A 26,021-nucleotide genomic window follows, 5' to 3' on the forward strand; every position below is an offset into this window, starting at 1 on the left:
TCGAGCCGATCCACACGTGGATAGGGCACACGGGATGCTCGTCGGCCTCATCGCACGTGCACACAGGGTCTGGCGGCCACTGCTCGTCTTCGCTCATTGCGTGTCCGAGTCTGGCTTACCCTGCACTGCAATGGGATCGCTCGATATGACGATGGATTTCCATAATCTGCAAGGAATGTTCTCGAAGACCCGAATAGAGGACCGTGGGCCTGCGGAAAGTCCTTTTAATTGCGGCCTCCCGACTGTGTCGCCTGGATCACCATCGGCGCTACCTGTTTGGCCCGGTCGCACGACCCACTGAATTCGCACAGTGGTACCGCACTCAGCAGAACGCACGGTGTTCAGACTGAACCTGACCGGGCCGGGAACCCTCGGCGCGCCGGAACGCGCCGAGGACTCCTTGCCGGTGTTCACGTCAGCCTCGGCACCGAGCCGAGGAACACCGGCAGCTCGTCGCCGAGGTAACCGCGGATCTCGCCGACGATCACGGAGAACGCGTCGCGCCGGATCTCCTCAGGCCGCAACAGCTGGTATCCGATCCGCAGGTCTCCGCTGGAGATCCGGTACCGCAGCTTGGCCGTCAGCTCGACCGGCGCCACGTACGCGAACGGCGCCGCCCGGATCACGAACTGGTCCGGGATCTCCAGCTGGCCTTTCTGCCCGGCCTGGGCGGTGGTCTGCTCGTCGTAGGTGAACGTCACGTCGCCGGACTTCTGCCGCAGACCAGAGCGGAACGCCACCGTGCGCTTGGCCTGCAGGCTGGTCGCTACCTCGTAGATGTCGGCGGCGGCCGGGTTGATGATGCTGTGCATCCGCTGCTCGAGGAACTCCGCGAACTGCAGTTGGTCGACCAACTGCCCGTCGAGCTTCGTCCATGCCTGCCAGTCCGGATCCGGCTGCAGGGCAAGGTGCGCGGTGTGAGAGCGCCACCCGGGCAGGCTCACGTGCGCGTGGTCGTCGAGCACCGCCGTGACCCGGCCGCTTTCGATGTCGGCCCACACGCTGGTGTGCTGCGGGTTGGCGAGCCGCTTCACGTAGGCGGCGAAGTCGCCGGGGTCATGCAGCGCGGCACCGCCGCGTGCACGACGCGGCGCGGCCAACTGCGGTTCGAGGTCGGTGACGACCACGTGCTCGTCGGTGCGGATGCGGGACACGATCAGCGAGCGGTCCTCGTCGAGCTCGTACGCGTCGAGCAGGCGGTCGGTGTCGCGGCGGCCGAGGTCGGCGGCCGCGGTGACCAGGTTCTCGGTGTCGGGGTTCATCGGTTTCTGTTCTCCTCGTAGAGGGCGATCTGGGACGGGTCGTCGCGGGTGAGGTCGCCGTCGGCGGTGGCGAACCAGATCGACGCCTGGGGGATGTCGGGCAGCTTCGTGGTGACCTGTGCGGCGAGCTCGACCTGGCCGTCGTTGACCCGCTTCGCGCCGATCTTGAGCGTGAGCGTGCCTGCCTTGCCGATGTCCTGGACGGCCAGGATCAGGTCGCGCAGCTTCTCGGACAGTTCGTCGTGCGTGCGGCCCTTCGCGTGTTGCGCCAAGAACACGGAGAACGCCGTCGGCTCCGTGTCGGTTGTGGACGGTTCGGTCATGGTCACCGGTTCTCCTGTGGTGTCGTGTTTTCTGTGCCGTACCCGGCTCGGTGAAGGAGCCGGACGAGGTCCGCGAGGGTGAGCCGTACTGTGGCCTCGAACTCCGGCGCCTTGTATTCGGTGAGCAGCTCGGCGAAGCCGCTGCCGGTCAGGTGCACCCACCACCGCCCGGCGTCGCCGAACTTCCGGCGCCGCTGGACGAGGAACCCGTAGTCGGCGTTGGCCGCCTGGCGCTGCTGCTCGGTGTCGACCATGCGGCGCGCGAACACCGCGGCCTGCTCGATGTCGGCGCGGTCGGTGACCTGCCAGACGAGGCACGGTGTGCCTGTGACGTCGCCGAGGTCGGCACGCTCACGGACCCGGGACCGATGGCCGGTTGCGATCGCGCGTTCGGCGCCGGGCCAGCCGTGTTCGCGCAGCCACTTCACGACGGCGAGTTCGGCCCTGGCTCCCTTGTTCCTGTTGGCTTTGCCGATGGAGGCGCTCACAGCGTCACCGCCTGCCCGTTCGTGCACCGGCAAACGCGATCGACCCAGCACCCTGCCGAGTGCGGCGGCTTCCGGATCGGGCCGCGAGCGGAAGCCTGTTGCGGGATCCGTACGACGGTGTCCTCGTTGGCCACTTCCGGGCGGCCTGGGGTGAGGTAACCGGCCTCGAAGCCGAGCCGTACCGCATGCGCACGGTCGCGTGCACCGAGCTTGTCGAACACCGCGCGCAAGTAGCCCTTGACCGACGCGCCGGACACGAACATCTGCGCGCCGACCTCGTCGTTGGTGTAGCCGTGCGAGATCCCTTCGAGCGCGTTCAGTTCGCGTTCGGACAGTGGCCCGCCGAACGGCGCACGGGCCGCCATCACGAACCGTCCTCGTTTGCCTCGGCCGCCGCGAGTGCGCCGTCCAGCGCCTTCGGCGGGTCCACGTCAGCCAGCGCCCGCTCAAGCACGTCGATCACTGTCGATGCCTGGGCCTTGGTCAGGTCGTTCGACGAGGTGATTGCCGGGCGGCGGGCTAGCAGACCGACCGTGGTGAGCTTGTCGGGGCGCTCGTTGATGCCGAACTCACCAAGTTGGGCATGCAGCTTGTTCTGCTGGGCACGGGTGATCATCTCTTCTGCCACCGGCGCGGCCTCCGATACAGCGCCAGGCGCTGGCCGGGCCGCCTGCCCGGCCGTGCGCGGCTTCAGACCGGTCGACGGGATCGGCGCGGCCGAGTTCTTCCGCTTCGCGCGGGTCTTCGGCTCGTTCGCCGCGGCGGCCTGCTCGGCCACCGACGCCACCGGAGCCGCAGGCAACGACGCGGGCACCGGCGTCAACCGAGCCGCACCGTCCACCGGCTGCTCGGCGACACCAGCCGAGATCTGCCGCACCTCCGTACCCCCGCCGATCAGCTGGCCCGGCGACACCTCGACGTCCAGCACCGGCACGGCGAACCGCCGCGTCTGCTGGCCGGGACGCTTCACCTGCCGCTGCTCCAACCGCAGCCGAGCCGGGAGCATCTGCCCGCGACCGGCCGCCATCTGGATCACGCCGACCGCACCCTGCAGCTCGACCGCCGCGTAGTAGCCCTGGGTGTCGATCCGCCACACACCTAAGCCCGGCAGGTCCCGCAGCATCACCGATAGCCGCGTGTGGATGTCGCACTCGCGGGCGTCTGGATCGCACACGCACGGCCCGTCGCTGATCGACTCGGTGCCGCCGTCACACCGACGCTGGCACCCACCGGCGGACCACAGTTCGTAGTGCTGCGAGAACGACATGTCCGACGGCGGCACAATGACGTCGATCGCGTCGGCCGTCGTCACGACTTCCCACTGCTGGCCGGCAGGCGCTGACCAGGGGCGGGCCTCCCCGCCGAACAAGTCCGCAGCCTGCCGGATCCGGTGCTGGTCGCTGCTGGTGAGCCGGAACGTCTCCAGCTTCTCCGGTCGCGACCGGCCATTGCCGGTCGGCACCTGCTGGCCAATCCGGATCCGTCCGGCCTCGGCCAGCCGCCGCTGCAAGTCGATGATCGGCATCAGTCGCCTTTCGATTCCAGCGCTGGACCCATGACCGTCTTGCTCGTCTCGGAGGTCCAGCGGAACGCTTCGATGGTGTAGAGGAACGACTCGTGAACCTCGGTGTCGCACCGGATCGGGTACGCCTCGCAAGCCTCCGGCGTGATCTGGATGACCAGGCCGCTGTCAACCTCGGGCACCGGTTCGGCCATAGCCCGCTCGGCCTCGCCGAGCAGGTAGTAGCGGCGCCGGAACTTCTCCAGCCTCCGAGGCCGCCACACCGCGGCGTGTTCGGCGTGCCGGTACGCGGCCAGCTGGAGCGCGACCTGCTCGGGGTAGGGGGTCTTCGGTTGCCCCTTCGAGTCGCGGGGTTCCCGGGACGTCTTGTAGTCGATGATGAACCGGACGCCGTCGATGGTGAGGAACCCGTCGGTTTGCCCGGCGTAGCCGTAGGTCGGCGAGTACACGCACACCTCGGTCGCCTGGTACGCCGGGGTGAAGCGCTGCAGCCAACGGTCGAACTGGTCCAGCATGGTCAACACGACCGGGCCCTCGGCACGGATGTCGACTTGGTCGCCGCCTTCGACCCGGATCGCGGTGGCGATCGCGTGTTTGTCCGGACGGATGCCGGTCAGTGCGTAGGACTCGCAGAGGTGGTGCACCACCGTGCCCAGGTCAGCCGCACTCAGCAAGTTGCGTGGTCGCCGGAACCTGGCGTCGCGCAACCACTTCACGGCTTCGGTGCGGCCCCGGTCGTTGAGCATCGCTTGCCACGTGGCGAGGTTGTCGATCGCGGCGTCGGCGGTTTGTTCAGCGGCCCAGTAGAGCAGCGCGGGCTTGTCGAGCACGCCGAGCACCGTGGTGACCGACCACAGGGTCAGGTCACCATCGCTCGGCTTGTCGACGTCGACCGCTTCCTGGCCGAGCCGGATGTCCTCCGACGTTGTCACGGTCGTTCTGTCCCTTTCGGATCCGCGTCGAACCCGACGCAGTAGCAGGTAGAGGTTTCCTGACCAAACGCTCGACACCAGCACGGCGGCGGGACGTCGGGCTCGCGCTCCGGCTCGTCGACGGGCGCCTGGTCCTCGACGGGCCCGAACACCAGCCACACGCACATCAGGGTGGCGATGCCGATCAGGCCGAATCCGCATGTCGTTGCGATCATGTCGTTCATTGGCCGCCTCGTTTCCGGATGAGGCAGACCACCACCGCGACGAACAGCAGCGTCGCGCCGCGAGTTGCGCAGTTCTCGGCGCATCCGGCGGGCCCGTAGTCGCGGCGGTGGTCGTCGGCCATGTCAGACCGCCTCGACGACACGTGCACCCAGCAGCGTGTCGAGGTCGACGCGGAGAATCTCGGCCAGCGCAAGCGCTTCGGCGAGGAATACTCGCCGGAGCCCGGTTTCTACCTTGTACACGGTGGGCTGATGCCAGCCATGGCCGCGCGTCCGCATCTGCACGGCCACGTCCTGCTGCGTCAGGTTGCGCTCGTCGCGCAACCGCTGCAGGTTCTCCCGGAACACCTTGTCGACAGGGGACGGGTTCGTGTCAGCCATGAGGATCACCCAGCCGTACCGCCACACCGGCAGCGACACCGAACCCGCCGAACAGGGCGATGAACACCGCGGCTGGCCCGCCGACCGCGAACGCTGAACCGACCACGATCAGGAGGGCTACCACGGTCAGCAGCACGCCGAGCGCGAACCGGGCGATCAGGTCGGAGAGCGGCGCAAGAAGCCGACCGGCGCCCACGATGATGTCCCCGCACAACTCGAATGCGTTGCGTACCAATGGGTGTGTAACCCGCTTGGCGTGGCTAGTCACGACGACCACCGCCAAACCGCACCATCGGGTCATCTGGCCCCCACCGGTACGCCTTCGTGGCCACGCACTCGGAGCGACTCGGCATCTTCGCCGCTTCCGCGACCTCGTCCACGTCATCGGCCAGCACCCAGAACTCGCAGTCCCCGACGCTCGGCCAGCACTCGTGTTCCTCGGGCAGGTCCACCGCGAACCGGACGGTGTCCACACCGGGCTCGTTGAACCAGGCCGGATGGCGATACTCGATACCGTCCACTACGAACACACTCGGGGCAGTCAAGACGGACCACCGCCCGCAGCATGGGTGTCCGCGTGCTGCTCGGTGAGTGTCGAGGGACGGGGTCCGTGATCCTCGATGGTCTTCGCGTCGGCCCAGGTGACAGCGTCCTCCTCCCGCGCGCCGTAGCCCTTGCTCAGTTCGACATTCCGCCTGTGCGCGGCCACCCACCGGCGATCGTCCACTGACGCGGTGAACAGGGAAGCCAGTTCACCGAACTGATCGGGCGTCAACGTCGCCGTTCCCTCGCCTACGTGCTGCGTGAGGAACTCGACCGTCTCGGTGGCGTGGAGGTGATCCCGCATCGTCATAGGCAGCCCGCCCAGCTCGAACTGGATCGCGATGGATGCGCTGTCTGGACTGATCGTGAGAACGATCGGCACGTCGAAGACCTTGACCCACGCGTGACGCAACAGCAGATCATCCGACAATGCCCAGCCGACCGTGACGTTGCTGGTCTGCTCGTGGACGTAGACGTGTCCCAAAGTAGGCAGATGGTCGTACTCGGACAGGGCGTCGGCGATCGCCGCGAGCTTCTTGGCCAGGTCGGAGTTGCTCATGCCGACACCGCCATCCGCTGGTACGGCCGGACCGCCAGCGCGAGGTCGAGCGCCTCACCCCACGACAGACCGTCGCGGTCCATACCGAAGTCCTGCGCGTGCTGCGCCGCCGCGAACACCTTCCGCGCTGCCTGCGTCATCCGCACCCGCGCGGGCAACACCACCACCGCGATCCCCGGCGTGTCCTGGCGGTCCATCTCGGCCAGCTCGTGCTCGGTCACGCCGAGCAGGTACAGCGCGACGCCGACCATGCAGATCGGGGCGCCGTCCCAGACGTACGAGCAGGCGCCGTCGTTCACGTCGTGCTTTCGGCCGTACGACTGCACCACCACGTCCAGCATCCGACGCGCGACGCGGGCCGTGATCCGGATCTCCACCTGCCGCTCCAGCACGGCCAACCGCTGCTCATCGGCCAGGGCCATGCGGTGCAGGTTGTCGAGCAGGGCCTCCCGAGTGGCGCCACCGAAGCAACGCAGCACGTCGTCGTCGGCCTCGTCGACGAGCACGCCCAGCAAACGGGCGCCGTGCCAGCGGTCGAAATCCATGCTGCGGATCAAGTGCGCCAGCAGCGCGTGGGTGTGCAGCTGGTCCAACACCGCCACCAGACGCTTCCGAAGACTCTCCTCGTGGATTCCGGAGTAGTCCGCCAGGCGCTCCACCAGGTCGGCACAGACCCGGTTCAGTTCCTGGGCCGTGAGCACCGGCACGTCCCGGTTCCGCGCGGGCAGGGCACACACGCGCTCCACCCGCTGCGCGTGCTGGGTACCATCCGTGATGGTCATGGAGGCTTCCTCTCCTTGATCGGGCCCGGTGTTCACAGCACCGGGCCGCTTCTCGTTGTGCGGCTGGAAATCAGGCGATAGTCGGGCCGTCTGTCGCACGCCCCGACAGGTCATGACGCCTGTTTCTGTCCAGGCGCGGGGATGGTTCCGGCTTTGATCGCTTGAACGACGGCGTCCGGGATCACCCAGGCGTCGCCCCACTTCTCAGCGCCGGGGATCTCGCCGTCGCGGCAGAGCTTGCGCACCTGCCAGGCGGACATGCCGACCATCTGGGCGAACTCGGTGGCCCGCCACGCGATGCGCGGCAGCGTGGTCTCGCTCATGCCGCGCCTCGAACGGGACGCCTCGGCCCCTTCTCGGCGGGCTCCTTGCGCCGTTCAGGTTTCGGCTTCGGCTTGGTCTGGTCGGGCGGCGGGTCGGGCAGGCCGCCGTTGTTGTCGCCCACGATGTCGGCGACGACCTCCCGGGCTGGTTCGCCGTCGCGGGCGAGCAGGCGACCGAGGTCGTAGATCCGGGGCAAGCGGAGTGGATCGCGACCGGCGATGGCGTTGCGGAGTGAGCCCCACGGGATGCCGGTCTTCTCGGCCAGCGTCTCCGAACTCACACCGAGCTCGGCCATCCGGTGGCGCACTGCGGAGCTTCGGAGTTTCGGCATGCCGCAGAGTCTGCGGGATTCTGCGGGATTGGTCAAGATCCCAATCCCGCAATTCTGCGGTTACGCGTTGCAACTCTGCGGAAGTCTGCGGTACTCTGCGGACCATGAGAATCGTAGGGGAGCGATACAGGCAACGAAGACGCGCACGACGTCGCAGTTGTCGGCGTTTGGCAGTCTGCGGAACTCTGCGGCATGCTGTACCTGTGGCCCGCAGACTGCGCACCGCCGACTACCCAATCGAGAGTCGGCACCGCCTGGCGGACGCAGTCACCCGAGCACGGGAAGCCGCGGGCCACCCGTACCGACCGAGCTTCGCCGAAGCCGCGGGTATCGGCGTCCGCAGCCTCGAAGCCGTCGAGTCCAAGAAGGACAACGCGCAAAGCGTGACCGAGAAAATCCTTCACGCCATCGGTCGAGCCCTTCCTCACTGGACCGAGGACACCCCGCGCATGATTCTCGAAGGCGGGCCGATCCCACCGAACGACCTGCCCCCGAGTGGGCAAGGTGTAGCCGGTGAGCGGCAGTCGCGCGCGGAAGCTGCCCTGGCGAAGGTGCTTGGGGTCGATGCTGTCGGCCTGGAGGACATCCTCGAAGGTCGCAGGAAGCTGCCCGGCCACGTGGCCGAGATGGATCAGCAGTGGCTCTTGACCGCACCGCGGTCGGCTGTCGTCGCGGTGTCCGCGCTCGTCGAGGAGCTCGTCGGCCAGGCGGCGGGCGAGCGGTTCCTGCTCAATGCACTTGAACTGCGACGACGCCACAGCGAGGCCATCGACGAGGCGCGCGACATCGAACCAGCTGACGAGGGCGACCGCTTCCCCCGTTGATCAAATCGTGACCGACAGTTAGCTGACCTGTGCTACGGATTCACTCGAACGAGTGAACTTCGTACGACTGCGTAATTGCCACCGATAAGCAACTGTCGAAGCAAATTGCGCATTGGCTGGGGAGCGCTCTCGTGGAAAGTCGCAGGTGAGCGAATGTCTGACATGCCGAAAGGTCTGCAAACCGTCGGTCGCTGGCGCTGGCTCTTGCTGGGATCGGCAGCGCTACTGACCGTAGTTGCGGGCGTCCTCGGCTGGCTGGAAATCACGACCCACTCGAACCCGGCGCCGCGGTCCTGGGTGCAGCACACCGCAACCGTCTGCTGGCTCGGCTACTTCGTGCTGGCGGGCGCACTGCCCATCGCCAGGTGGGCCGTCAAGCGAGTGGAGCGAGCCGTCGAACGGGCCGGTCGCGAACAGCGGTTGACCACGCTCGCGGACCTGCTGGAGGACAACGTGAGGTCAGGAACCGATAAGAGGAGGTGATCCACTATGCCCAGGCCACCGCTTGCCATCGGCACGTACGGCGAGATCTACACCCAAGACCTCGGCGACGGCCGGTGGCTGGCCAGGGCGCAGTACCGAGACGCCGACGGCGTGACTCGGCCGGTGAAACGCCATGGATCGACCAAGGCGAAGGCGATCGCCGCATTGAAGAAGGCGCTCGCCAACCGGTCGAAGTCCGCCGGTTCTGGTGGGCTGTTCACGGGCGAGATGAAGGTGACGCTGCTCGCTGAGAAGTACTTCGAGGAGTTCCGGCGACTGGTCGAAGAAGGCCAGCGTTCACCGACCACCCTGGACCAGTACGAGGGCATGTGGGAACGGCACCTGAAGAAGGCTGTCGGCGACCTGCGATGCCGCGAGATCGACGCAGTGAACGGCGGCGTCGGCATCATGCACGAGATACTGGTGGCCATCGGCAGAACAAGTAAGTCGAACGCCAAGATGGCTCGGTCGGTGTTGTCGGGCATGTGCGCGTTCGGCGTGCCGAGGACAGCCATGTCTGCTAACCCGATGCGTGATGTCGGCTCCATCGAGGTGAAAACGAAACGGGCCAAGCGGGGCATGTCACCGGCCGAGATCATCGATTTTCACGGCAAGCTGGTGGACCACCCTAAAGCCGCGCGTTGGGACTTGCCCGATCTGACCACGATGCACGCCGCGACCGGTGTCCGGATCAGCGAATCGCTGGCCGTTGACTGGGAGAACGTCAACTGGGAAACCAACCAGGTCGAGTTCGCTTGGCGCATTATCCGTGTCAAGGGGAAGGGCCTGAAACGGGTCGAGAACCTGAAGCGGGCAACCGGCGACCGGATCATGGGCCTCCCAGGTTTCGGCATGGCCATGTTGAAGCGCCGGTGGCTGGCGGCCGGCAAGCCGACGACCGGTCCCGTGTTTCCGGACCGGTACGGCGGCTGGCGAGATCCGAGCAACACCCGCCGGGTGTTGCGCGAGGTTCGGGCGCTGATCGGGTACGGGTGGGTTGTCTCGCATATTTTCCGGCGCGCTGTGGCGACCATCCTGGACCGCGGCGGGGCTACTGCCCGGCAGGTTGCTAACCAGCTCGGCCACGTCCGGGTGTCTATGACGCAGGACAACTACCTCGAGCGCGAGGTCGCGAACGACGGCAACGCCGAGATCATCGAAGGTGCGTTCGGCGACTGGGACCCGTCGACGCCGGAGGGGGCGGCCGATGGCAACACCGCAGCCGACGACAATGTGGCCGAACGTCCGGCCTGACCACAGGGAGAACACCGCGTGTCCCACACCACACGATTCCGCTACAACCTGACCGTCGAGGTCGAGGTCGACATCGCGAAGTGGCTCAGGGAGACGAACCCCGAAGGGTTCCCGCTGGACGCTGGCAGCGTGCAGGAGGACATCGCGGAATACGTCACGTCCGAGCTCCACATCCTGCCCCACCTGATGGACGCCGACGCGAAGGTCACGGTCTCCGTCGAGCCGGAGTGATTCCGCAGTCCGCCCGGACGATGTGGATCATGTCCGTAAACCGTCCCTTGAGATGATCATGAAGAACGCCCAGGCTGTCTGACCTGGGCGAACTGTGGGCCCCCGGGGGATCGAACCCCGAACCCGCGGATTAAAAGTCCGCTGCTCTGCCAATTGAGCTAGAGGCCCGTGCGATGTAAGCGTACCTACTTGCTCCAACGAGTTATCAAGAGGTCGGCAGTGCGTCCAGTGCGCCGTCCTTCACGTCGCTGACCAGTGCGTGCAGCTGTGCGGGGCTCATCTGGACGCGCTGCCCGAAGTCGTCGGTGATCACGACCCGCTGCTCCTCCGACGCGTCCGCGTCGATCCACAGTTCGGGGCAGCCGCAGTTGCACTGTCCGCTGACCTACTCACACGGGGGATTACGCGTCGTGACTGATCACAGGGCGGTTACTCCATGACGGTATTCGCACGTGGCCGCGCCGGTGTGGTGTTGACTCTGTGACCATGGGAGCTCCGGTCAGTGCGCCACCGACGCAATGGAGTGACTCCGTGCGACGAGTGGCTCGCTCCGCGCGGACCACGCCAGGGCGGTTGGGGATCATCGCGAGCGCGCTCGTGGCCTTGAGTGTGCTGACGGGTTTGTTCGCCGCATTGGCGTTGCAGTCCAAGCAGGACACGATCAGTGGTCTCACCGACCACCGTGAACCGCTTTCGGCTGCGGCGCAACAGATCTACCGTTCCCTGTCGGACGCCGACGCCACCGCGTCCAGTGCTTTCCTCTCCGGCGGGTCCGAACCGGCCGCGCTGCGGGAGCGCTACGAGATCGACATGGCGCAGGCCGGTGCCGCGTTGGCGAAGGCCGCGTCAGACGTCGGCGGGATCGCGGGCGCGGAGAAGCAGGTCGACACGCTCGGTCAGCAGTTGCCGGTCTACGCGGGCCTGATCGAGACCGCTCGGACCAACAACCGGTTCGGCCTGCCGATCGGTGCCGCGTACCTGCGTGAGGCGTCCACCCTGATGCGCGCCAAGCTCCTGCCCGCCGCGCAGGAGCTGTACCGGATCGACATCGGCAGGCTCACCGACGAGCAGGACGACGCGGCGAGCCTTCCCTGGCTCACCGTCGCCCTCACGCTGGTGCTGCTCGGTTCGCTGATCGCCACCCAGGTGTATCTGACGCGCAAGACCAACCGGTTGATCAACACCGGCCTGCTGGTGTCCACGGTCGCCGTCGGCATCGGGTTGGTCTGGGGCGTCGCCGCGGGCTGGGTGTCCGCGGCTGCGGTCGGCAGCGCGCGCGACGACGGCTCCCAGCAGGTGGATGTCCTGGTGCAGGCCAGGATCGTGGCGTTGAAGTGCCGCGCCGACGAGACGCTCACGTTGGTCGCGCGCGGTGACGGCACCGCATACGAGAAGGAATGGCAGGAGCTCGCGCCGACCATCTCCGGCAAGGGCGAGAACGACAAGGACCTCTTGGCCAAGGCCCGCGCGTCGGCGAGTGACCCGGCCATCAGCCAGCAGGTGCGCGGTGCGATCGACAACGCGCAGGCCTGGCAGGAAGCACACCGCAAACTGCGCGAACTGGACGACACGGGCCAGTACGACCAGGCGGTCAGCATGGCGCTCGGCGACGACGACAAGGACGCCGCGTCCGCGTTCAACAAGTTGGACGAGAACCTCTCGAATGCTATTCAGAAGGGCAGGGAGAAGTTCGTCGAGTCGACGTCCTCCGCGCAGAACGCGTTGACCGGGCTGGTGCCCGGAGTCGCGGTGCTCGCGTTGATCGGCGCGGGCGGCGCACTGGTGGGGATTCGGCAACGGCTGCGGGAGTACCGGTGATGAAACGAGTCGCACTGCTTCTGGTGGCGGCGTTGGCGCTGACCGCGTGTGGCGGTCCCGGGCGGCCGGTCGACCTCGCGGTCGTCACGGCCGTCGACCGTCCGCAACCGGACGGCTCCAAACCCGGCGAGGCCGGCGCGACGGGAGCACAGCCGTCCGGCTGCGGCGACCCGACGGCCAGCCTGCGTCCCGGCGGCCTCGGCATCGCGGCCGGGTCGACCATGGCCAAGATCCGTGACCGCGGCAGGCTGATCGCGGGCGTCGACCAGAACACGTACCTCTTCGGCTTCCGCAACCCGGCGACGAACAACCTGGAGGGTTTCGACATCGACATGGCCAAGCAGGTGGCCAAGGCGATCTTCAACGACGACAGCAAGATCCAGTACAAGGTGCTCACGTCCCGCGACCGCGAGAAGGCGCTGGCCAACGGCGAGGTCGACATCGTCGCGCGGACGTACACGATCAACTGCGAACGCCTGCAGCAGGTCTCCTTCTCGGCGGTCTACTACACGACCGGCCAGCGCGTGCTCGTGCAGAAGGGATCGTCCATCAACAGCATGGACGACCTCGGCGGCAAGAAGGTCTGCGCGAACGTGGGGTCGACGTCGCTCACCCAGATCGCCAAGCACCCGGCCAAGCCGGTGCCGTGGTCGGTGCTGAACTGGTCGGACTGCCTCGTGCTGATGCAGCAGGGCCAGGTCGCGGCGATGTCGACCGACGAGCCGATCCTGGTCGGGATGGCGGCGCAGGACCCGACCGTCCGGATCGTCGGCCCGAAGCTGACCGAGGAGCCGTACGGCATCGGTATCCCCAAGGCGAACACCGACATGGTGAAGTTCGTCAACGCGGTGCTCGAGCGGATGCGCGGCGACGGGTCGTGGCAGCAGAGCTACGACCGGTGGGTGGCCTCGCGCCTGGGCGAATCCGCGACGCAGCCGACGCCGAAGTACCGGGACTGACAAGGGGAATCACCGATGGCCAAGTGTCAGCGACCGGGCTGTGACGGCGAGACGGCGTTCGGCAAGTGCACCACGTGCGGCGCGCCCGAACCACCGGCATGGACACCACCGCAACCGTCCGAACCGCGGCAGCGGCTCGAAGAAGAGGCGGGCACCGGCTGGTTCCGGCACCCGGACGTGCTCAGCGGATCGATGTCGTCACCCCCCAATCCGGGCCCGAAACCAGCGCCACAACCGCAGGCACAGCCGCAGCCGCCGAGGCCGAGACCCAAGCCCGAAGCGGAAACCGTGATCATCCAACCGGTCACGCCACCGCGTGGCCAGCCCGCGCCCGCACCGGGCCAATGGGCTCATGGTGCCCAGGTTCCCGCTGTGCAGCCGCAACACAACCAGGCGCCCGTGCCGGACGTGCCCCAGCCGACGAGTGTGCTGGCCGTGGTCGATCCGACGCAGAGCATCGTGCCGCCGAAGCCGGTCGTCGCGGAATCACCGCCGTCCCAGGACTCCCGGCCCAGCAGCGACTCCGCGCCGTTCCCCGCGCCCGGCCGCGGAACGGGTTCCCGCCGGACGAGTTCCCGCGTGGCGCGCGGCCGTGGTCTTGGTGCCGGTCTGGTCGAGGTTCCGCCGGTGCCGTACCGGGATCCGGCGTCCGCCATCATGCAGGACCCGGTCGTCGCCGAGAACAAACGCTTCTGCGGCAGCTGCGGTACCGCGGTCGGCCGTGGCGTCGACGGTGAGCCCGGTGTCGCCGAGGGTGAGTGCCCCAACTGCGGCACGCGGTTCTCGTTCAAGCCGCGCCTGCGACGCGGCGACGTGCTCGGCAACCAGTACGAGGTGCTCGGGTGCCTGGCCTACGGTGGTCTCGGCTGGATCTACCTGGCCAAGGACCGCAACGTCAGCGACCGGTGGGTGGTGCTCAAGGGCCTGATCGACACCGGCGACGCGACCGCGGTCGCCGCGGCCGTCGCGGAGCAGCGGTTCCTCGCGCAGGTCGAGCACGCCAACATCCTCAAGATCTACAACTTCGTGCAGGCGCCGGACCCGACGACCGGGTCGTCGGTCGGCTACATCGTGATGGAGTACATCGGCGGCCAGTCGCTGCGCCAGATCGCGCTGGAGCACCACCGGACCCTCGGCCGGGCCGAGCCGCTGCCGATCGGCCAGGTGATCGCGTACGGCCTGGAGATCCTGCCCGCCATGGGCTACCTGCACAGCATCGGCCTGCTGTACTGCGACCTCAAGCCGGACAACGTGATCCAGACCAACGAGACGCTCAAGCTGATCGACCTCGGCGCGGTCCGCCGTGACGACGACTACGAGAGCCCGTTGTTCTTCACACTCGGCTACAGCGCTCCCGAACTGGCTGACCGGGGCGCGTCGGTGGCGTCCGACATCTACACGGTCGGTCGCACGCTGGCCGTGCTGGCGATCGAGTTCACCGGCTACACCGGCAAGTTCCGGCACACGCTGCCCGGCCCGGACGACGTCATGCTGTTCAAGCTGTTCGACTCGTTCTACCGGGTGCTCAAACGCGCCACGCACCCCGACCCGGACCGCCGGTTCCCCACCGCGGAGGACATGGCCGAACAGCTGACCGGTGTGCTGCGCGAGGTGATGGCGCTCGGCACGAACCGGCCGCGTCCCGGCGTGTCCGCGGTGTTCGGCCCGGAACCGAGGACGTTCGGCGCGACGGTGCCGACCGGCGAACGCGGCGTGTCGCTCACGGTCCCCGACCCGTCCGAAGTGGTCGGTGCGCTGCCCGTCCCGCAGGTGGACACCGACGACCCGGCGGCCGGGGTGCTCGCGGCGACGGTGGCGTCGGGCATGAACGACCTCATCGATGCCTTGGCGCACGCGCCGCAGAACTCGGTCGAGGTGCGGTTGCGGCTGCTGCGCGCCCGTACCGAACTGGGCGACATCGCCCGTGCGTCCGGCGAGTTGGAGCTGGCGCGGCGACTGGCCACGGACCCCCACGACTGGCGTCTGCAGTGGCACCGCGGCCTGCTCGAGCTCGCGATGCGCCGTCCCACCGAGGCACGCGCCGCGTTCGAAGCCGTGTACGACGCACTGCCGGGTGAGGCGGCGCCGAAACTGGCACTGGGCATCAGCCTGGAGTACCTGCGGGACTACTTCGGCGCGGCACGGTACTACGAGCAGGTCTGGCGCACGGACCGGTCGTACGTCAGCGCCGCGTTCGGTCTGGTGCGCGTGTACCTCGCCCAAGGTGCGCGGGCGGGAGCGATCGAAGTGCTCGAGTCCGTTCCGGACTCGTCGAGCCACTACGTGGCGGCGCAGGTGGCGGCGATCAAGATCAAGGCGAGCGCGACCGAGGTCGCCAAACTGGCCGAGCCCGACCTGTACGACGCGGCGCGCCGACTCGAACGGCTGGCGCTGGACGCGGAACGTCGCACACAGTTGTCGGCCGAGGTGCTCGAGGCGGCATACGGGTGGGTGAAAGCAGGCCGACCGGGTGGTGGTCACGCGGCGGGAACTGTGTTGGGCTGCACCCTTTCCGAACGTGAACTACGCTTCGGCCTGGAGCGCTGCTACCGGGCGTTGGCCCGGCTGGCAGGCACTCCGGAACAGCGCCACGAGTTGGTCGACCGCGCCAACGCCATCCGCCCGAGGACGCTTACCTGAGATGTGGAGACACATTGGTCGTGTGTGGACGACCGGTACCCAGTTCCTGGTCATGGACAAGTACTTCCTGTACGCGTGGCAGGGCGCCAACGACCAGGTCGACGCACTGTCCGAACTGCACTGGTCGGTGACCGCGACCGAAGTCGGGACAGGCTGGGCGGCGGTGGTCGCGACCGACGGGGCAGTCAACGACAAGGGCTGGCTCGAGGTCTTCCAGAACCGCAGGACCATCGCGATAGTCCAAGCCCAGGGTGAGCCGTACTCCCGGGCGCTGGGCAAAGCACTGGCCTACCCCGCAGACGGTGACCACATGGGCGACGTGGTCCCGGTGCCCAGCGGGGACATGTACTTCTTCAACGCCACGCAGGGCGGGGACGGCGACTGGCCGAAAGCCAAGCCCGGCAAGGCCCCGGTGACCTGGGAACCGGCGGACGACTCGGCGCGGGCCCCGACCGGACTGCGCTTCGACGTGCCACGAGGCGACTACCAGCTCCAGGTCCGCTGGATGACCGAACCGGACGACGAAACCTGCTTCGCCCGCTGGCTGTTCACCCCCGTGTAGCCCGAGTCGGCAGCACGACCGTGAACCTGCTGCCACGGTCGGGCACGGACTCGACCGCGACGTGGCCGTCGTGCGCGTCGACCACCGCGGCCACGATGGACAAGCCGAGGCCCGCGCCCGCGTGCGTCCGGGACTCGGCTGCCCGGTGGAAGCGCTCGAAGATCCGTTCCACGTCCGCGATGCCAGGTCCGGTGTCTTCGACTTCGATCACCGCTTCCCCGTCGGCCGGGTAGACATGGACGGTTGCCGTGGCCGAAGACGGCGTGTGCTGCAGGACGTTGGACAGCAAGTTGCCGAGGACTTGTCGTAGCCGCAACGAATCGCCGAACACGACCACAGGAGCCGCGGTCAGTGTGATCTCGCGGGACGGTGCCGTCGCCAGTGCGTCGGCCACCGCGTCCGCCGCCAGCGCCGACAGGTCGACCGGTTCGCGTTCCAGCGGTCTGCCCTGGTCCAGCCTGGCGAGCAACAGCAGTTCGTCGACGAGCACGCCCATCCGTTCGGCTTCGGACTCGATCCGCCGCATCACCTTCGCCAGGTCGTCCGGGCGGGTCGCCGCGCCGCGCCGGAACAGTTCCGCGTGGCCGCGGATGGTCGCGATGGGCGTGCGCAGCTCGTGGGACGCGTCGGCCACGAACCGCCGCAGCTTCTCCTCGGAAGCCCGCCGTTCAGAAAACGCTGTTTCCAGTTGGGTCAGCATCCCGTTCAGCGCGTCGGCGAGCTTGCCCATCTCCGTGTTCGGCGGGCCTGGGGGCACACGGCGCGTCAGGTCACCTGAGCCGATCTCGGCCGCGGTGTCGGCGATGTCGTCCAACGGCCGCAGGCCACGGCGGACCGCGCGCCAGGACAGCAGGGCGACGGCCAGCAGCGCCACGCCGCCGGAGATCAGCGCGACGTTCAGCGACCGCGACAGCAACTCGTCCGGCTGGCGGTCGCTCTTCCAGTCCTGCAACGCGCCCCAGGTCGCGCCCAGGCCGATGAACAGACCGAGCGCCAGCAGGCCGATGACCGTCAGGACCAGGCGGTTGCGGAGCGACATCAGCGCACCCTGACGATGTAGCCGATCCGCGGGATCGTGTGGATCAGCGGCGGGTCGAACGCGTCCACCTTCCGGCGCAGGTAGGACACGTACGTCTGCACCACGCCGTCGTTGCCCGCGAAGTCGTACTCCCACACGTGGTCGATGATCTGCCGCTTGGACAGCACCTTGCCCGCGTGCACCACCAGGAACCGCAGGAGTTTGAACTCGGTCGGCGTCAGGTCGATCAGCGTGCCGTCGCGGCGGACCTCGTGGGCGTCCTCGTTGATCTCCAGGTCCGCGAACCGCAGGGTCTTCGTGTCGCCCTTGGTCCGCCGCAGGACCGCCTGCACGCGCAACACCAGCTCTTCGAGGCTGAACGGCTTCGTGACGTAGTCGTCGCCACCGACGGACAGTCCCGCGATCTTGTCCTCGGTCGCGTCCCGTGCGGTCAGGAACACCACCGGGGCGGTGCAGCCGGTTCGCCGGAGCCTGCGGCAGATGTCGATGCCCGAGCCGTCCGGGAGCATCACGTCCAGCACGATCAGGTCCGGGTCGAAGGACACCACCAGCTCGCCCGCCGCCCGGCCGGTGCCCGCGACGGCCGTCTCGAAGCCCTCGTAGCGCAACGCCGTCGACACCAGGTCGGCGAGGTAGTGCTCGTCGTCGACCACCAGGATCCGCCCCATGCGGCCCAGTCTGCCTGCTCGTTCTTAAGGAACTCTGTGACAGCGAACCCACAGGGTGGTCGCAGCCCGGTCGAAGATCCACTTGGTGCCCTTGACGGCATGGAAAAGTTGTCGCGGTACGTGCTCGCGCACAAGCGTCTGGTCGGCTGGCTCACGGTCGTGGCCGTCCTGCTGGGCGGCGGCGCGTTGGCGCTGTTGCTGCCGAACGTCTCCGAACGCAACGCCTACCCGGGGCTGCCGGGGTACGAAGCCAATCAGAAGATCCTGGAAACCTACGGCACCGGCGGCTACGAACGGCCGTACGTCCCGGTCGTCACGCTTGCCGACGGCGTCGCGGCCGAGGACGCCGGGCAGGCTTTCGACGCCGTCGCCCAGCGGACCGGCAGCCGTGTGGCCGCCTACGCCAACACCGGCGACGCCCGGTTCGTCAGCGGTCGGACGACCTTCGGCCTGGTCTTCGGCGGGCCGGTCGAGCAGGGCGGGATCCCCGGCAGCGCGCTCGGTGAGGGCGCCGGGCTCGGGCCCGAGATCGAACGGATCATGCGCCCGCTGCTGCCACCCGGCAGCACCCTGCACGTCACCGGGCTCGATCAGCTCGCCACCGGCGCGGACACCGGCGGGCTCAACGTCCCGGTGAAACTGCTGGTCACGGTCGGGGCCGCGATCCTCGTCCTGGTGTGGGTGTTCCGGTCCGCGCTCGCGTTCGTCCCGCTGCTGACGGCGTTGATCGCGTTGCCCGTGTCGTTCATCGGGCTGCTCCTCGCCAGTCTCGTGATCGAAATCCATGAGACGACGCTGACCATGATCCCGCTGTTCGGGCTGGGGATCGCCGTCGACTACGCGCTGATCCTGGTCGCCAGGTGGCGTGAGGAAGGCTGCGTGCACCGCGCGATGGCCACGGCCGGGCGCGCGATCGTGTTCTCCAGCGTCGCCGTCGCCATCGGTCTGCTCGCGATGATCGTGCTGCCCGTTCCGATCATGCGGAGCCTCGGTGTCGGCGGCATGATCGTGAGCGCGACGAGCGCGCTCGTATCCCTCACGGTTCTCCCGTTGTTGTTGCGAAAAGCCAAGCCGGAAAAGCAGAGCACGGTATGGGAGAAATGGGCGCGGACCGTTGTGAAACACCGGTGGTTCGCATTGATCGCCTCTGTCGGAGTTCTCGCCGCATTATCGGTCGCCGCATTGGGAATCAACCTCAACGTTCCCACGACGGACAATCTCGCGCATTCCGGAAGCGGGCACGACGGACTCGTCGAATTGGCGGATGCCGGAATTCCGTCCGGTGTCATGACCGCGTTCGACGTCTACGTCCCACCCGGCGAAACCGGGGTGGACGGGATTCTGCGCGCCCTGCCCGGCGTTTATGCCGTGGTCGAATCGAGGGACGGCCTGCTGACCGTGCTGCCGGTCGACGAGGGCGGTTCGGATCCGGGGAAGGACACGATTCGCCAGGTCAGGGCGGCGGTGCCGGACGGCGTGCTCGTCGGCGGGAACGTCACGCAGCAGATGGACTACGTCGACGCGACCTACAGCGCGTTCCCGTGGATGCTCGGTCTGATCGCCCTGGTTACGTTCGTCATGCTCGCCAGGGCGTTCCGTTCGATCGTCCTGCCGCTCAAGGCGATCGCGATGAACCTGCTGTCGCTCGGCGCGGTGCTCGGCGCGACAGTGGTGCTGTGGCAGTGGGGCTGGGGAACTGAGGCACTGCTGGGAATCCAGCCGGACGGCGCGGTCGGCACGTTCATCCCGGTAACTGTGTTCGCGTTCCTCTACGGCCTGTCCATGGACTACGAGGTCTTCATCCTCGCCAGGATGCGGGAGGAGTACGACCGGACCGGGTCGACGACAGGGGCGGTGGTGCACGGGATCAGCCGGACCGGGCGGCTGGTCACGTCCGCCGCGCTCATCCTGTTCTTCTCGTTCGCGTCCATGGCCGGCGGTGGTGAACTGGACGTGGCGATCTTCGCGTCCGCGGTCGGGCTGGGGATCCTGATCGACGCCACCCTGATCCGCTCGGTCCTGCTGCCCGCGGCGGTCGCCACACTCGGAAAATGGAACTGGTGGCTGCCCGAGTGGGCAGCCACCAGTTTGCGAGTCCGGGAGCGCGGATCTACCGCAGAGCCGACTTGCTGAGCCACTTGTCCCAGCTGACCGCCCAGTCGTAGTAGTCGAACTGGGTGTCGGACATGGGCACGCTGCTGCCGACCACCTCGACCGGGTCGCCGATCATCGCGCTGTCGAAGTAGATCTTCGCGTTGGCTGGCGACAGGTTGGCGCAGCCGTGCGAGACGTTCCGCTTGCCCTGGTCACCGATCGACCCCGAGTAACCGTGGATGAACTCACCGTGGTTGGAGAACCGGACCGCCCACGGGACAACGACGTTGTCGTAGTTGTAGCGCGGGTTGCTCATCGAGTACGAGTTGTGCTTCTCCATCACCACGTGGATCCCGCTCGGCGTGACGCGGCCCTTGTCCGACTCGAGGCCGTAGCTGGCCGGGAAGTCGTTCACCACGGCGCCGTTCTGCCGCACGATCAACCGGTGGGTCTGGGTGTTGGCCTCGACCCGCTGGTCACGGCCGATGGTGAACGTCGACGCGACGCTGTTCTTGCCGTAGACGCCGTTGCCGAACGAGACGCCGTAGAGCTTGGCGTTCACCGTCACCTTGGTGTCCGGCTTCCAGTACTCCTTGGGCCGCCAGTGCACCTCGGAGTCGCCGAGCCATGCCCACGCGCCCTCGGTCGGCACGGAAGTCTCGATCTTCAGGGCCTTCTCGACGGATGCCTTGTCCGCTACCGGGTTCTTGAAGTCGAGCTTGACCGGCATCGCGATGCCATACGTCTTGTTGTCGCCGACGTTCAGCGTTGCCTGTTCGGTCCGCCGCGGCTTCGCGGTCGTGAACGACCCGGTGATCGGTACCTGCTGGCCGCTGCTGCCCACAGCGTTGCCGGACCACGTGTAGGTCTTGCCGAAGCCGAGGTCCTCGCCGACCACCCACGACTTCTTGTCCGCGGCGAGCGTGCCCTTGACTTCCTTGCCGTCCGGGTTGCTGAGCCGGATCTCGTTGATGGTGCCGTTTTCCACGGCCGCCTGGACCGTACCGCCCGGACTGGCGTCTGCCGCGCCGTTCGCGGGTTGCGTGGTCACGACCGGCGGCGTTCCCGCTGCCTGCGGCGCGACGTTGGTGTCCGTTGCCGTACCGGCGTTCGGGACGATCGGCTTGCCGCCGTCGCCGCTGCACGCCGAGAGCCCCAGAGACGCGGCGATCGCCACTGTCGCGATCAGCTTGAAGCCCCGTCGATTCGTCATGTTGCTTGCCCCCGTCCTCACACCCATACCGACGCGGCTGGAGGTTGGCACGTTGACAAGCTGTCACTGTGACTCACATCACAATTTGGCACGACCATGACAAGAAGGTCGCTATTCGAAAGATTGTGGCAGGCAGCGTGCGTATCGGCACGTTGGGTAACGGCGGAGGATCACACGAACGGCCCAGTAGATAGTGAATTGAGGCAGTAGTGCGGCCCGTTTGCAGGCGATAGGCTCGTTCTCGCAGGCCGTAAGTTTCTGTGTTCGTGCTCCATCACGCTCGCGGAACATAAACGCGGGCGTGCTGCTTTCTCGCCGAAGTTGGTGACGAGCGACGCCCGGGACGGCCCGGGGTTGCACGGTGTAATCCCAAGCTGATCCGGCGACGGAGGCAGATGTATGGCTCAGGGCACTGTCAAGTGGTTCAACTCGGAAAAGGGCTTCGGCTTCATCGCGGTCGACAGCGGCGAGGCTGATGTCTTCGTGCACTACTCGGAGATTCAGGGCAAGGGTTTCCGCACGCTCGAGGAGAACCAGCGCGTCGAGTTCGAGGTCGGCCAGGGCACCAAGGGCCCGCAGGCCACGAACGTGCGGCCGATCTGACCTGACAGCGAAGGGCCCTGAGCGGTGGTTCCGCTCAGGGCCCTTCGCTGTCCAATCGGGGTGTTGTGGCGTCAGCTCTGCGGGTAGCGCAGCTGCTGGGCCTCCCACGACAACCGCTCCATGACCCATTCCTGGGCCAGTGCGTGCGGGGAGGTCTGGCGATGCGCGGCCACCTCACGGAGCTGCTCGTTGGCGATGAGGGACAGGCGCAGCTGGTAGACCTCGGCGTTGCCGAAGCGACGGCCGGATGCCGTGGTCTCGACATCGGCCTCGGGCGCGATGGCGGCCAGGTAGCTCTCCAGCTCGGTGTCGGGGGCGAGCTGGTCGGCTGCTGGGCGCCGAGTAGCGGCGCTCTTGCTGCGGCTGCGTCCCAATGATGGCAAAGGCACCCGGACACGATAACGGTTCGGTTGCGGGAACCTAGTCACTGTGACCCGCGACACACCGGGCGGGTGCAACCATCCCGGCGTTCAAGCGTCTGTTGTTGCAGGTTGAGCCAGCTCGCGGTGTCAAGCATGCCGCGTGTCACACCACGCATCCGTGGACATGATCGAACCCCGGTACCCCACCTGAACGCCCAGAGTGATCACCCGATAAGGTGAGGTCCATACCAAACCGGCACCAAACCCGGAGGAAGCCAGCCTTTCCCCGCCGGTATACAAGCTTGAATACACAACAGAACAACCCCACCCTCGCAACCCCAAGTAACCACAGGCGAGCGCAGTTATTGCTAGAAGCTGGCGTTAGTAAAAGCCCAAGCCGAGTGGCTGGTTCGAGAGGAACCGGAACGTGGGGGGTTTGGGGGGCTCGGCCCCCAAAATGAATCGCGGGGGCAGGTGCGAAGCCGACGAAGGAGGCGAGCACCGATGCGGAGGCCCCCGCGCCAGGGGGAGGAACGCGGGGGCCGGAGGGGATCTCCACAGGCGCTGACCGGGGGTGTGTCAGCTCCTAGATTGTTGCACGCTCACCTGTCGTAGGCGAGATGTCCGCGCCCAAAAAATCCGGGGAACTGTTCACTTGATGTTTCCCCGCCTGGTGAACGGCTTGGGCTGACCGCTTCCGCGTGTTCCGGCCCGCCGACATTCGCACGTTCCGGGCGAAAGTCTGGTACAGGTTCTGGCCCACTGGGGACGCGAGTCCTGATAAGTGCGGTTTTGGCGTAGCGCCCCGTCAACTGTGCGTGCGGAGTGATGCTCCGGTAGCGCCGAGTCACGGGGTGTCGAAGCATGTCGCTGGGCCCGTACCCGTAGGGGGTAGAGGTAAGGGCGAGACTCCGGTACACAATATCGTCCACCGCGCTCACCCGAATGGCCCTACCCAGACCTGCTCTGGCCGCCTAGTACCCGGCAAGATCGGAATCAAACCTGCTCAACCGGCTACCCACCGTTGTAGGCAGTTCACTCTGCGGGGGGCTGTGTGCACGGCTTTTCCTCCCATAACCTCACGGCCACAGCCGAGCCGGGGAGGCGTCATGAGCGGGTCCCTCGAAGTGCGCAACTTCTTGATGCAGCAAGACACGATGACCGGGAGCGGAGCCGGGTTCACCGGTGGCGTCCCGGCCCAGCGCGGCGGAGAAACCTCGCGGGTGACCGACGAGCAGATCCGCAAGGCACGGCTCGCCGTCGCCCGCAGCGCGCTGGACGCCGAGGACTGCCGACTGCTGCTGGACATGCTCGGCCTGGTGCCGGGCGACGACGGAATGCCGCCTGTCACCAGGTAACCCCAGGTCGGAACACCTGGGGGTGAGAGGCGACGGTAGCCGTGGTGGAACAGTCGCGCGGGTGTGACGAGGACCACGAAGGCGGTCCATGGGCTCAAAGGTGCGCTCATGGGCCTCCAAACCGCTCCTCCGAGTGATGTTCTCGCAGGTAGAGACCCTTTTGGTAACCCGTTTTGGAGAGCCGTGGGGTCATGCCCTAAGCTTCTCCTTGCTCCCAGCGGCAAGCCAAAGGGACTGGGCTCCCATCGTCTAGCGGCCTAGGACTCCGCCCTTTCAAGGCGGCAGCGCGGGTTCGAATCCCGTTGGGAGCACGCGGTAAAGTGTAAGAAGCAAGACGCAGTACCAAGCAAGGCCCAGTGGCGCAGTTGGTTAGCGCGTCGCCCTGTCACGGCGAAGGTCGCGGGTTCGAGTCCCGTCTGGGTCGCAACATCTCGACAATCTCGATGTAGGTCCGGAAGAGCCAAGTGAGGCAATCCGGACCGATACGGCCAGGTAGCTCAGTTGGTACGAGCGTCCGCCTGAAAAGCGGAAGGTCGGCGGTTCGACCCCGCCCCTGGCCACGGGCTCTGGGTGACCCTGCTCGGTTGCTTCGCAACCTCGCCGGGTCGCCCGTTTTATTTTGGGGGGCCGAGCCCCCCAAGCCCCCCACGGTGCGTGCTCCTTTCGACCCAGCGTGGGCGCGTTTCGTTTGGACCAGCGGGCGGCTTCGCCGCCGGGCGCGGGCGCCGGAGGCGCCCCCTGGGCACTAGGCGCCGGAGGCGCCCTTGGGCGCTGAGCGCTGGAGGCGCCCCTGGGGGCACAGGTGCAGGGATGCCAAGCGCCGGAGGCGCTGTGTGGGGGTGAGGTCCGCCCACGGCAGCCAGCCACGGCGACAGTCCTACGGACCTCGCCCATCCCCCAAGGGCGCGGCCCCCTCTCCTCTTGGTGGCCAGCCCGTCGGCGAGGCATCTCCGTACGGGGGCGCCAGCCGATGAGGCATGCCTGAGCAGTCGGTCGCCAGTGGGGGCACGTCATGAAGGCATGAGGCGCCATCCGCAGTCGCAGCGGGCAGGGAGAGACCCCGTGGCGGGGGCCACGGGGCCGGGGGTGGTCGGGGTTATTGGCGTCTGGAGGCGGGGTCTACTCGGGCGAAGGTCAACAGGTCGACTATGGAGAAGGTGTCGGTTGTGCGTCGGGGCAGGGTTGGTCGCCAGGTGGGTTGGGCCGCCAGGTAGCTCGTCGGGTCCAGTTGGAGGAGTCCTATGAAGACTTCTCCGGCGATTCTGGCTCCTACGCCCGCCAGGCTTATGCCGTCGTTGAGGACTTGGGCTTCTTTGAGGACGTAGTACCAGAGCGGGGTGTTCGCTTCCAGGCCCGCGTTCAGGGTTCTCAGCTCGGGGAAGGCGTCCGCGCCCAGCCCCGGGATCCCCATCGCCCTGGCTATCGCCTGGCCGGATGGCAGGGACCAGGTCACGTGGCGGAGCAGGTTGCGCTGGGCCAGTGAGGTGGGTGGGTCTCCGGTCGGGATGGATTGCAGGGGCAGGTTGAACAGCGGGGTGCTGAGCTTGGTGTCTATTCGCTTGTTCGCCCGGACTTGGCCGTCGTTGAAGTTGAAGAACGTCTGCCAGCCGATGAACCGGCGGGCCGCCCTCGCCCTGCCGCGCAGGTCCACCGGGTCGGGCTGGCCCTGTCCCGCCGGGTCGAAGATGAAGCCGAAGAAGGGGTTGCCGTTGTCACCCGCCAGGTTGGCTCGGTAGGACGGTCTGATCATGCTGTGGCCGAATCGGTAGACCGCCCCTTGGAACTCCACCGGCATGAAGTGCTGGCCCGCCGCGGGCCGGTAGAACTTCCGGCCGTGCCGCAGGATCTCCGCCGTCATGGGGAAGCCGATGATCTGCGGCAGGAACTCGTTCACGATGATCCACTGGTAGTGCCAGGTGATCAGCCGCTTTGCCTCGTCGAACACACGGGTCGGTGGCACTCCCTGTGACCGGACCAGGTCGACCGCGCGGTTGTGCGCGAGCAGGAACGCCACGTGGATCCCGGAGATCATCATGTTCTCGTCGTTGCGCGGGTCCGAGACGATCGCCACGCGGTCCGCGCGCCTCGGCAGGTCCTCGAATAGGCCGCCGCTCTCCACTTTGAACTTCACCCGGTCTGCGGGGTCGTACAACTCCGGGTTCGCGTTCGGGCCGCCGCCGTACACCGAATCCAGTGACAGGGTCGGCACCCTCGTGTTCGGTGACGTCTCCGGTTCTGTCGG

The 26,021-nt window shown here is 67.3% G+C and carries 31 protein-coding genes and 4 tRNA genes; 14 read left to right on the forward strand and 21 right to left on the reverse strand.

The features are described from left to right. Positions 1 to 410 precede the first annotated feature (410 nt). The 15 genes from ALI144C_RS44965 to ALI144C_RS45030 form a co-directional block, all read right to left on the reverse strand. Positions 411 to 1,262, reverse strand: a complete 852-nt coding sequence (locus ALI144C_RS44965) for a DUF2303 family protein (protein WP_076993363.1) — start codon at positions 1,260 to 1,262, stop codon at positions 411 to 413. After that, complete coding sequence (locus ALI144C_RS44970; protein ID WP_143231241.1) at positions 1,259 to 1,591, reverse strand: hypothetical protein; 333 nt, start codon at positions 1,589 to 1,591, stop codon at positions 1,259 to 1,261. Before ALI144C_RS44970 ends, ALI144C_RS44965 begins: the two co-directional genes overlap by 4 nt. Continuing rightward, positions 1,588 to 2,073 carry a hypothetical protein gene (locus tag ALI144C_RS44975; RefSeq protein ID WP_143231242.1) on the reverse strand — a complete coding sequence of 162 codons (486 nt, stop codon included), beginning with the start codon at positions 2,071 to 2,073 and terminating at the stop codon, positions 1,588 to 1,590. The genes ALI144C_RS44970 and ALI144C_RS44975 overlap by 4 nt, the downstream gene beginning before the upstream one ends. After that, positions 2,070 to 2,438 carry a response regulator transcription factor gene (locus tag ALI144C_RS44980; protein ID WP_076993365.1) on the reverse strand — a complete coding sequence of 123 codons (369 nt, stop codon included), beginning with the start codon at positions 2,436 to 2,438 and terminating at the stop codon, positions 2,070 to 2,072. The genes ALI144C_RS44975 and ALI144C_RS44980 overlap by 4 nt, the downstream gene beginning before the upstream one ends. Beyond that, on the reverse strand, positions 2,438 to 3,598 hold the full coding sequence (locus ALI144C_RS44985) for a recombination directionality factor (protein WP_076993366.1): 1,161 nt from the start codon (positions 3,596 to 3,598) through the stop codon (positions 2,438 to 2,440). The genes ALI144C_RS44980 and ALI144C_RS44985 overlap by 1 nt, the downstream gene beginning before the upstream one ends. Then, positions 3,598 to 4,527, reverse strand: coding sequence for a PD-(D/E)XK nuclease family protein (locus ALI144C_RS44990; RefSeq protein WP_076993367.1), 930 nt, complete (start codon positions 4,525 to 4,527; stop codon positions 3,598 to 3,600). Before ALI144C_RS44990 ends, ALI144C_RS44985 begins: the two co-directional genes overlap by 1 nt. Then, positions 4,524 to 4,751, reverse strand: a complete 228-nt coding sequence (locus ALI144C_RS56075; RefSeq protein ID WP_076993368.1) for a hypothetical protein — start codon at positions 4,749 to 4,751, stop codon at positions 4,524 to 4,526. Before ALI144C_RS56075 ends, ALI144C_RS44990 begins: the two co-directional genes overlap by 4 nt. Next, positions 4,748 to 4,873, reverse strand: a complete 126-nt coding sequence (locus ALI144C_RS58585; RefSeq protein ID WP_269086738.1) for a hypothetical protein — start codon at positions 4,871 to 4,873, stop codon at positions 4,748 to 4,750. Before ALI144C_RS58585 ends, ALI144C_RS56075 begins: the two co-directional genes overlap by 4 nt. A gap of 1 nt (position 4,874) precedes the next feature. After that, the gene (locus ALI144C_RS45000; RefSeq protein ID WP_076993369.1) at positions 4,875 to 5,132 is read right to left on the reverse strand and encodes a helix-turn-helix domain-containing protein; all 258 of its coding nucleotides are present in this window, start codon (positions 5,130 to 5,132) and stop codon (positions 4,875 to 4,877) included. Then, positions 5,125 to 5,328, reverse strand: coding sequence for a hypothetical protein (locus ALI144C_RS45005; protein WP_143231244.1), 204 nt, complete (start codon positions 5,326 to 5,328; stop codon positions 5,125 to 5,127). The genes ALI144C_RS45000 and ALI144C_RS45005 overlap by 8 nt, the downstream gene beginning before the upstream one ends. Positions 5,329 to 5,392: 64 nt before the next feature. Beyond that, positions 5,393 to 5,677, reverse strand: a complete 285-nt coding sequence (locus tag ALI144C_RS45010) for a hypothetical protein (RefSeq protein WP_143231245.1) — start codon at positions 5,675 to 5,677, stop codon at positions 5,393 to 5,395. Then, positions 5,674 to 6,234, reverse strand: a complete 561-nt coding sequence (locus tag ALI144C_RS45015) for a hypothetical protein (RefSeq protein WP_076993372.1) — start codon at positions 6,232 to 6,234, stop codon at positions 5,674 to 5,676. Before ALI144C_RS45015 ends, ALI144C_RS45010 begins: the two co-directional genes overlap by 4 nt. Continuing rightward, a complete protein-coding gene (locus ALI144C_RS45020; RefSeq protein WP_076993373.1) occupies positions 6,231 to 7,016 on the reverse strand; it encodes a hypothetical protein in 786 nt (261 codons plus the stop codon). The genes ALI144C_RS45015 and ALI144C_RS45020 overlap by 4 nt, the downstream gene beginning before the upstream one ends. Before the next feature lie 110 nt (positions 7,017 to 7,126). Next, positions 7,127 to 7,339, reverse strand: coding sequence for a hypothetical protein (locus ALI144C_RS45025; RefSeq protein ID WP_076993374.1), 213 nt, complete (start codon positions 7,337 to 7,339; stop codon positions 7,127 to 7,129). After that, on the reverse strand, positions 7,336 to 7,671 hold the full coding sequence (locus tag ALI144C_RS45030) for a helix-turn-helix domain-containing protein (protein ID WP_076993375.1): 336 nt from the start codon (positions 7,669 to 7,671) through the stop codon (positions 7,336 to 7,338). Before ALI144C_RS45030 ends, ALI144C_RS45025 begins: the two co-directional genes overlap by 4 nt. A 203-nt stretch (positions 7,672 to 7,874) precedes the next feature. Between ALI144C_RS45030 and ALI144C_RS45035 the strand changes: the two genes are divergently transcribed. The 4 genes from ALI144C_RS45035 to ALI144C_RS45050 all read left to right on the forward strand — a co-directional run bounded on the left by ALI144C_RS45035 (position 7,875) and on the right by ALI144C_RS45050 (position 10,463). Beyond that, entirely contained in the window at positions 7,875 to 8,495 is a 621-nt protein-coding gene (locus ALI144C_RS45035) for a hypothetical protein (RefSeq protein WP_076993376.1), read from the forward strand. A 153-nt stretch (positions 8,496 to 8,648) separates the two neighbouring features. Then, on the forward strand, positions 8,649 to 8,978 hold the full coding sequence (locus ALI144C_RS45040; RefSeq protein WP_143231246.1) for a hypothetical protein: 330 nt from the start codon (positions 8,649 to 8,651) through the stop codon (positions 8,976 to 8,978). A gap of 165 nt (positions 8,979 to 9,143) precedes the next feature. After that, positions 9,144 to 10,232, forward strand: coding sequence for a site-specific integrase (locus ALI144C_RS45045; protein ID WP_168211508.1), 1,089 nt, complete (start codon positions 9,144 to 9,146; stop codon positions 10,230 to 10,232). A gap of 18 nt (positions 10,233 to 10,250) precedes the next feature. Further along, the gene (locus tag ALI144C_RS45050; protein WP_076993379.1) at positions 10,251 to 10,463 is read left to right on the forward strand and encodes a hypothetical protein; all 213 of its coding nucleotides are present in this window, start codon (positions 10,251 to 10,253) and stop codon (positions 10,461 to 10,463) included. Between the two features lie 95 nt (positions 10,464 to 10,558). Here the strand turns inward: ALI144C_RS45050 and ALI144C_RS45055 are convergent. Beyond that, positions 10,559 to 10,631: transfer RNA gene (locus ALI144C_RS45055), tRNA-Lys, on the reverse strand. A gap of 363 nt (positions 10,632 to 10,994) precedes the next feature. On the opposite strand from ALI144C_RS45055, the gene ALI144C_RS45060 reads away from it, so the two are divergent. The 4 genes from ALI144C_RS45060 (at position 10,995) to ALI144C_RS45075 (ending at position 16,442) form a co-directional block, all read left to right on the forward strand. Next, positions 10,995 to 12,281: a hypothetical protein gene (locus ALI144C_RS45060; protein ID WP_237774615.1), complete on the forward strand. Its 1,287-nt coding sequence runs from the start codon at positions 10,995 to 10,997 to the stop codon at positions 12,279 to 12,281. Further along, a complete protein-coding gene (locus ALI144C_RS45065; protein ID WP_076993381.1) occupies positions 12,281 to 13,240 on the forward strand; it encodes a glutamate ABC transporter substrate-binding protein in 960 nt (319 codons plus the stop codon). The genes ALI144C_RS45060 and ALI144C_RS45065 overlap by 1 nt, the downstream gene beginning before the upstream one ends. A 192-nt stretch (positions 13,241 to 13,432) precedes the next feature. Next, on the forward strand, positions 13,433 to 15,880 hold the full coding sequence (locus ALI144C_RS45070; protein ID WP_441297611.1) for a tetratricopeptide repeat protein: 2,448 nt from the start codon (positions 13,433 to 13,435) through the stop codon (positions 15,878 to 15,880). A 22-nt stretch (positions 15,881 to 15,902) separates the two neighbouring features. Continuing rightward, entirely contained in the window at positions 15,903 to 16,442 is a 540-nt protein-coding gene (locus tag ALI144C_RS45075; protein WP_083753940.1) for a hypothetical protein, read from the forward strand. On the opposite strand, the gene ALI144C_RS45080 is transcribed toward ALI144C_RS45075, so the two are convergent. Beyond that, positions 16,429 to 17,481, reverse strand: a complete 1,053-nt coding sequence (locus tag ALI144C_RS45080) for a sensor histidine kinase (RefSeq protein WP_076993383.1) — start codon at positions 17,479 to 17,481, stop codon at positions 16,429 to 16,431. The genes ALI144C_RS45075 and ALI144C_RS45080 overlap by 14 nt on opposite strands. Next, entirely contained in the window at positions 17,481 to 18,149 is a 669-nt protein-coding gene (locus ALI144C_RS45085) for a response regulator transcription factor (RefSeq protein WP_076993384.1), read from the reverse strand. The genes ALI144C_RS45080 and ALI144C_RS45085 overlap by 1 nt, the downstream gene beginning before the upstream one ends. 99 nt (positions 18,150 to 18,248) lie before the next feature. Between ALI144C_RS45085 and ALI144C_RS45090 the strand changes: the two genes are divergently transcribed. Next, the gene (locus tag ALI144C_RS45090; protein WP_076993385.1) at positions 18,249 to 20,282 is read left to right on the forward strand and encodes an MMPL family transporter; all 2,034 of its coding nucleotides are present in this window, start codon (positions 18,249 to 18,251) and stop codon (positions 20,280 to 20,282) included. Here ALI144C_RS45090 and ALI144C_RS45095 read toward each other — a convergent pair. Further along, the gene (locus ALI144C_RS45095; protein WP_076993386.1) at positions 20,260 to 21,456 is read right to left on the reverse strand and encodes a L,D-transpeptidase; all 1,197 of its coding nucleotides are present in this window, start codon (positions 21,454 to 21,456) and stop codon (positions 20,260 to 20,262) included. The two genes, ALI144C_RS45090 and ALI144C_RS45095, sit on opposite strands and share 23 nt — an antisense overlap. A 399-nt stretch (positions 21,457 to 21,855) precedes the next feature. Between ALI144C_RS45095 and ALI144C_RS45100 the strand changes: the two genes are divergently transcribed. Continuing rightward, positions 21,856 to 22,059, forward strand: coding sequence for a cold-shock protein (locus ALI144C_RS45100; protein ID WP_037265614.1), 204 nt, complete (start codon positions 21,856 to 21,858; stop codon positions 22,057 to 22,059). A gap of 71 nt (positions 22,060 to 22,130) precedes the next feature. Here ALI144C_RS45100 and ALI144C_RS45105 read toward each other — a convergent pair whose 3' ends face one another. After that, positions 22,131 to 22,448: a hypothetical protein gene (locus tag ALI144C_RS45105; RefSeq protein ID WP_076993387.1), complete on the reverse strand. Its 318-nt coding sequence runs from the start codon at positions 22,446 to 22,448 to the stop codon at positions 22,131 to 22,133. Positions 22,449 to 23,530: 1,082 nt separating this feature from the next. Here ALI144C_RS45105 and ALI144C_RS45110 point away from each other — a divergent pair. The 4 genes from ALI144C_RS45110 to ALI144C_RS45125 all read left to right on the forward strand — a co-directional run bounded on the left by ALI144C_RS45110 (position 23,531) and on the right by ALI144C_RS45125 (position 24,339). Then, positions 23,531 to 23,779: a hypothetical protein gene (locus ALI144C_RS45110; protein ID WP_042177529.1), complete on the forward strand. Its 249-nt coding sequence runs from the start codon at positions 23,531 to 23,533 to the stop codon at positions 23,777 to 23,779. 238 nt (positions 23,780 to 24,017) lie between these two features. Beyond that, positions 24,018 to 24,090, forward strand: a tRNA-Glu gene (locus ALI144C_RS45115). Between the two features lie 39 nt (positions 24,091 to 24,129). Continuing rightward, a tRNA-Asp gene (locus tag ALI144C_RS45120) sits at positions 24,130 to 24,203 on the forward strand. Between the two features lie 62 nt (positions 24,204 to 24,265). After that, positions 24,266 to 24,339, forward strand: a tRNA-Phe gene (locus ALI144C_RS45125). A 536-nt stretch (positions 24,340 to 24,875) separates the two neighbouring features. Here the strand turns inward: ALI144C_RS45125 and ALI144C_RS45130 are convergent. Continuing rightward, positions 24,876 to 25,988 (reverse strand): peroxidase family protein, encoded by a 1,113-nt coding sequence (locus ALI144C_RS45130; RefSeq protein ID WP_168211509.1) that lies wholly within the window; start codon positions 25,986 to 25,988, stop codon positions 24,876 to 24,878. Positions 25,989 to 26,021 lie beyond the last annotated feature (33 nt).

Origin of the sequence: Actinosynnema sp. ALI-1.44, from assembly GCF_001984155.1 — a bacterium.
Classification (GTDB): Bacteria; Actinomycetota; Actinomycetes; order Mycobacteriales; family Pseudonocardiaceae; genus Kibdelosporangium.

Bases quoted from the DNA above. Each gene is read 5' to 3' on its own strand.
- ALI144C_RS44980 (WP_076993365.1), bottom strand. From the start codon at position 2,438: ATGGCGGCCCGTGCGCCGTTCGGCGGGCCACTGTCCGAACGCGAACTG.
- ALI144C_RS45070 (WP_441297611.1), top strand. From the start codon at position 13,433: ATGTCGTCACCCCCCAATCCGGGCCCGAAACCAGCGCCACAACCGCAG.
- ALI144C_RS45015 (WP_076993372.1), bottom strand. From the start codon at position 6,234: ATGAGCAACTCCGACCTGGCCAAGAAGCTCGCGGCGATCGCCGACGCC.
- ALI144C_RS45030 (WP_076993375.1), bottom strand. From the start codon at position 7,671: ATGCCGAAACTCCGAAGCTCCGCAGTGCGCCACCGGATGGCCGAGCTC.
- ALI144C_RS45040 (WP_143231246.1), top strand. From the start codon at position 8,649: ATGTCTGACATGCCGAAAGGTCTGCAAACCGTCGGTCGCTGGCGCTGG.
- ALI144C_RS44965 (WP_076993363.1), bottom strand. From the start codon at position 1,262: ATGAACCCCGACACCGAGAACCTGGTCACCGCGGCCGCCGACCTCGGC.
- ALI144C_RS45080 (WP_076993383.1), bottom strand. From the start codon at position 17,481: ATGTCGCTCCGCAACCGCCTGGTCCTGACGGTCATCGGCCTGCTGGCG.
- ALI144C_RS45100 (WP_037265614.1), top strand. From the start codon at position 21,856: ATGGCTCAGGGCACTGTCAAGTGGTTCAACTCGGAAAAGGGCTTCGGC.
- ALI144C_RS45110 (WP_042177529.1), top strand. From the start codon at position 23,531: ATGAGCGGGTCCCTCGAAGTGCGCAACTTCTTGATGCAGCAAGACACG.
- ALI144C_RS56075 (WP_076993368.1), bottom strand. From the start codon at position 4,751: ATGAACGACATGATCGCAACGACATGCGGATTCGGCCTGATCGGCATC.
- ALI144C_RS45025 (WP_076993374.1), bottom strand. From the start codon at position 7,339: ATGAGCGAGACCACGCTGCCGCGCATCGCGTGGCGGGCCACCGAGTTC.
- ALI144C_RS45065 (WP_076993381.1), top strand. From the start codon at position 12,281: ATGAAACGAGTCGCACTGCTTCTGGTGGCGGCGTTGGCGCTGACCGCG.
- ALI144C_RS45090 (WP_076993385.1), top strand. From the start codon at position 18,249: ATGGAAAAGTTGTCGCGGTACGTGCTCGCGCACAAGCGTCTGGTCGGC.
- ALI144C_RS45095 (WP_076993386.1), bottom strand. From the start codon at position 21,456: ATGACGAATCGACGGGGCTTCAAGCTGATCGCGACAGTGGCGATCGCC.
- ALI144C_RS45085 (WP_076993384.1), bottom strand. From the start codon at position 18,149: ATGGGGCGGATCCTGGTGGTCGACGACGAGCACTACCTCGCCGACCTG.
- ALI144C_RS44985 (WP_076993366.1), bottom strand. From the start codon at position 3,598: ATGCCGATCATCGACTTGCAGCGGCGGCTGGCCGAGGCCGGACGGATC.
- ALI144C_RS45020 (WP_076993373.1), bottom strand. From the start codon at position 7,016: ATGACCATCACGGATGGTACCCAGCACGCGCAGCGGGTGGAGCGCGTG.
- ALI144C_RS45000 (WP_076993369.1), bottom strand. From the start codon at position 5,132: ATGGCTGACACGAACCCGTCCCCTGTCGACAAGGTGTTCCGGGAGAAC.
- ALI144C_RS58585 (WP_269086738.1), bottom strand. From the start codon at position 4,873: ATGGCCGACGACCACCGCCGCGACTACGGGCCCGCCGGATGCGCCGAG.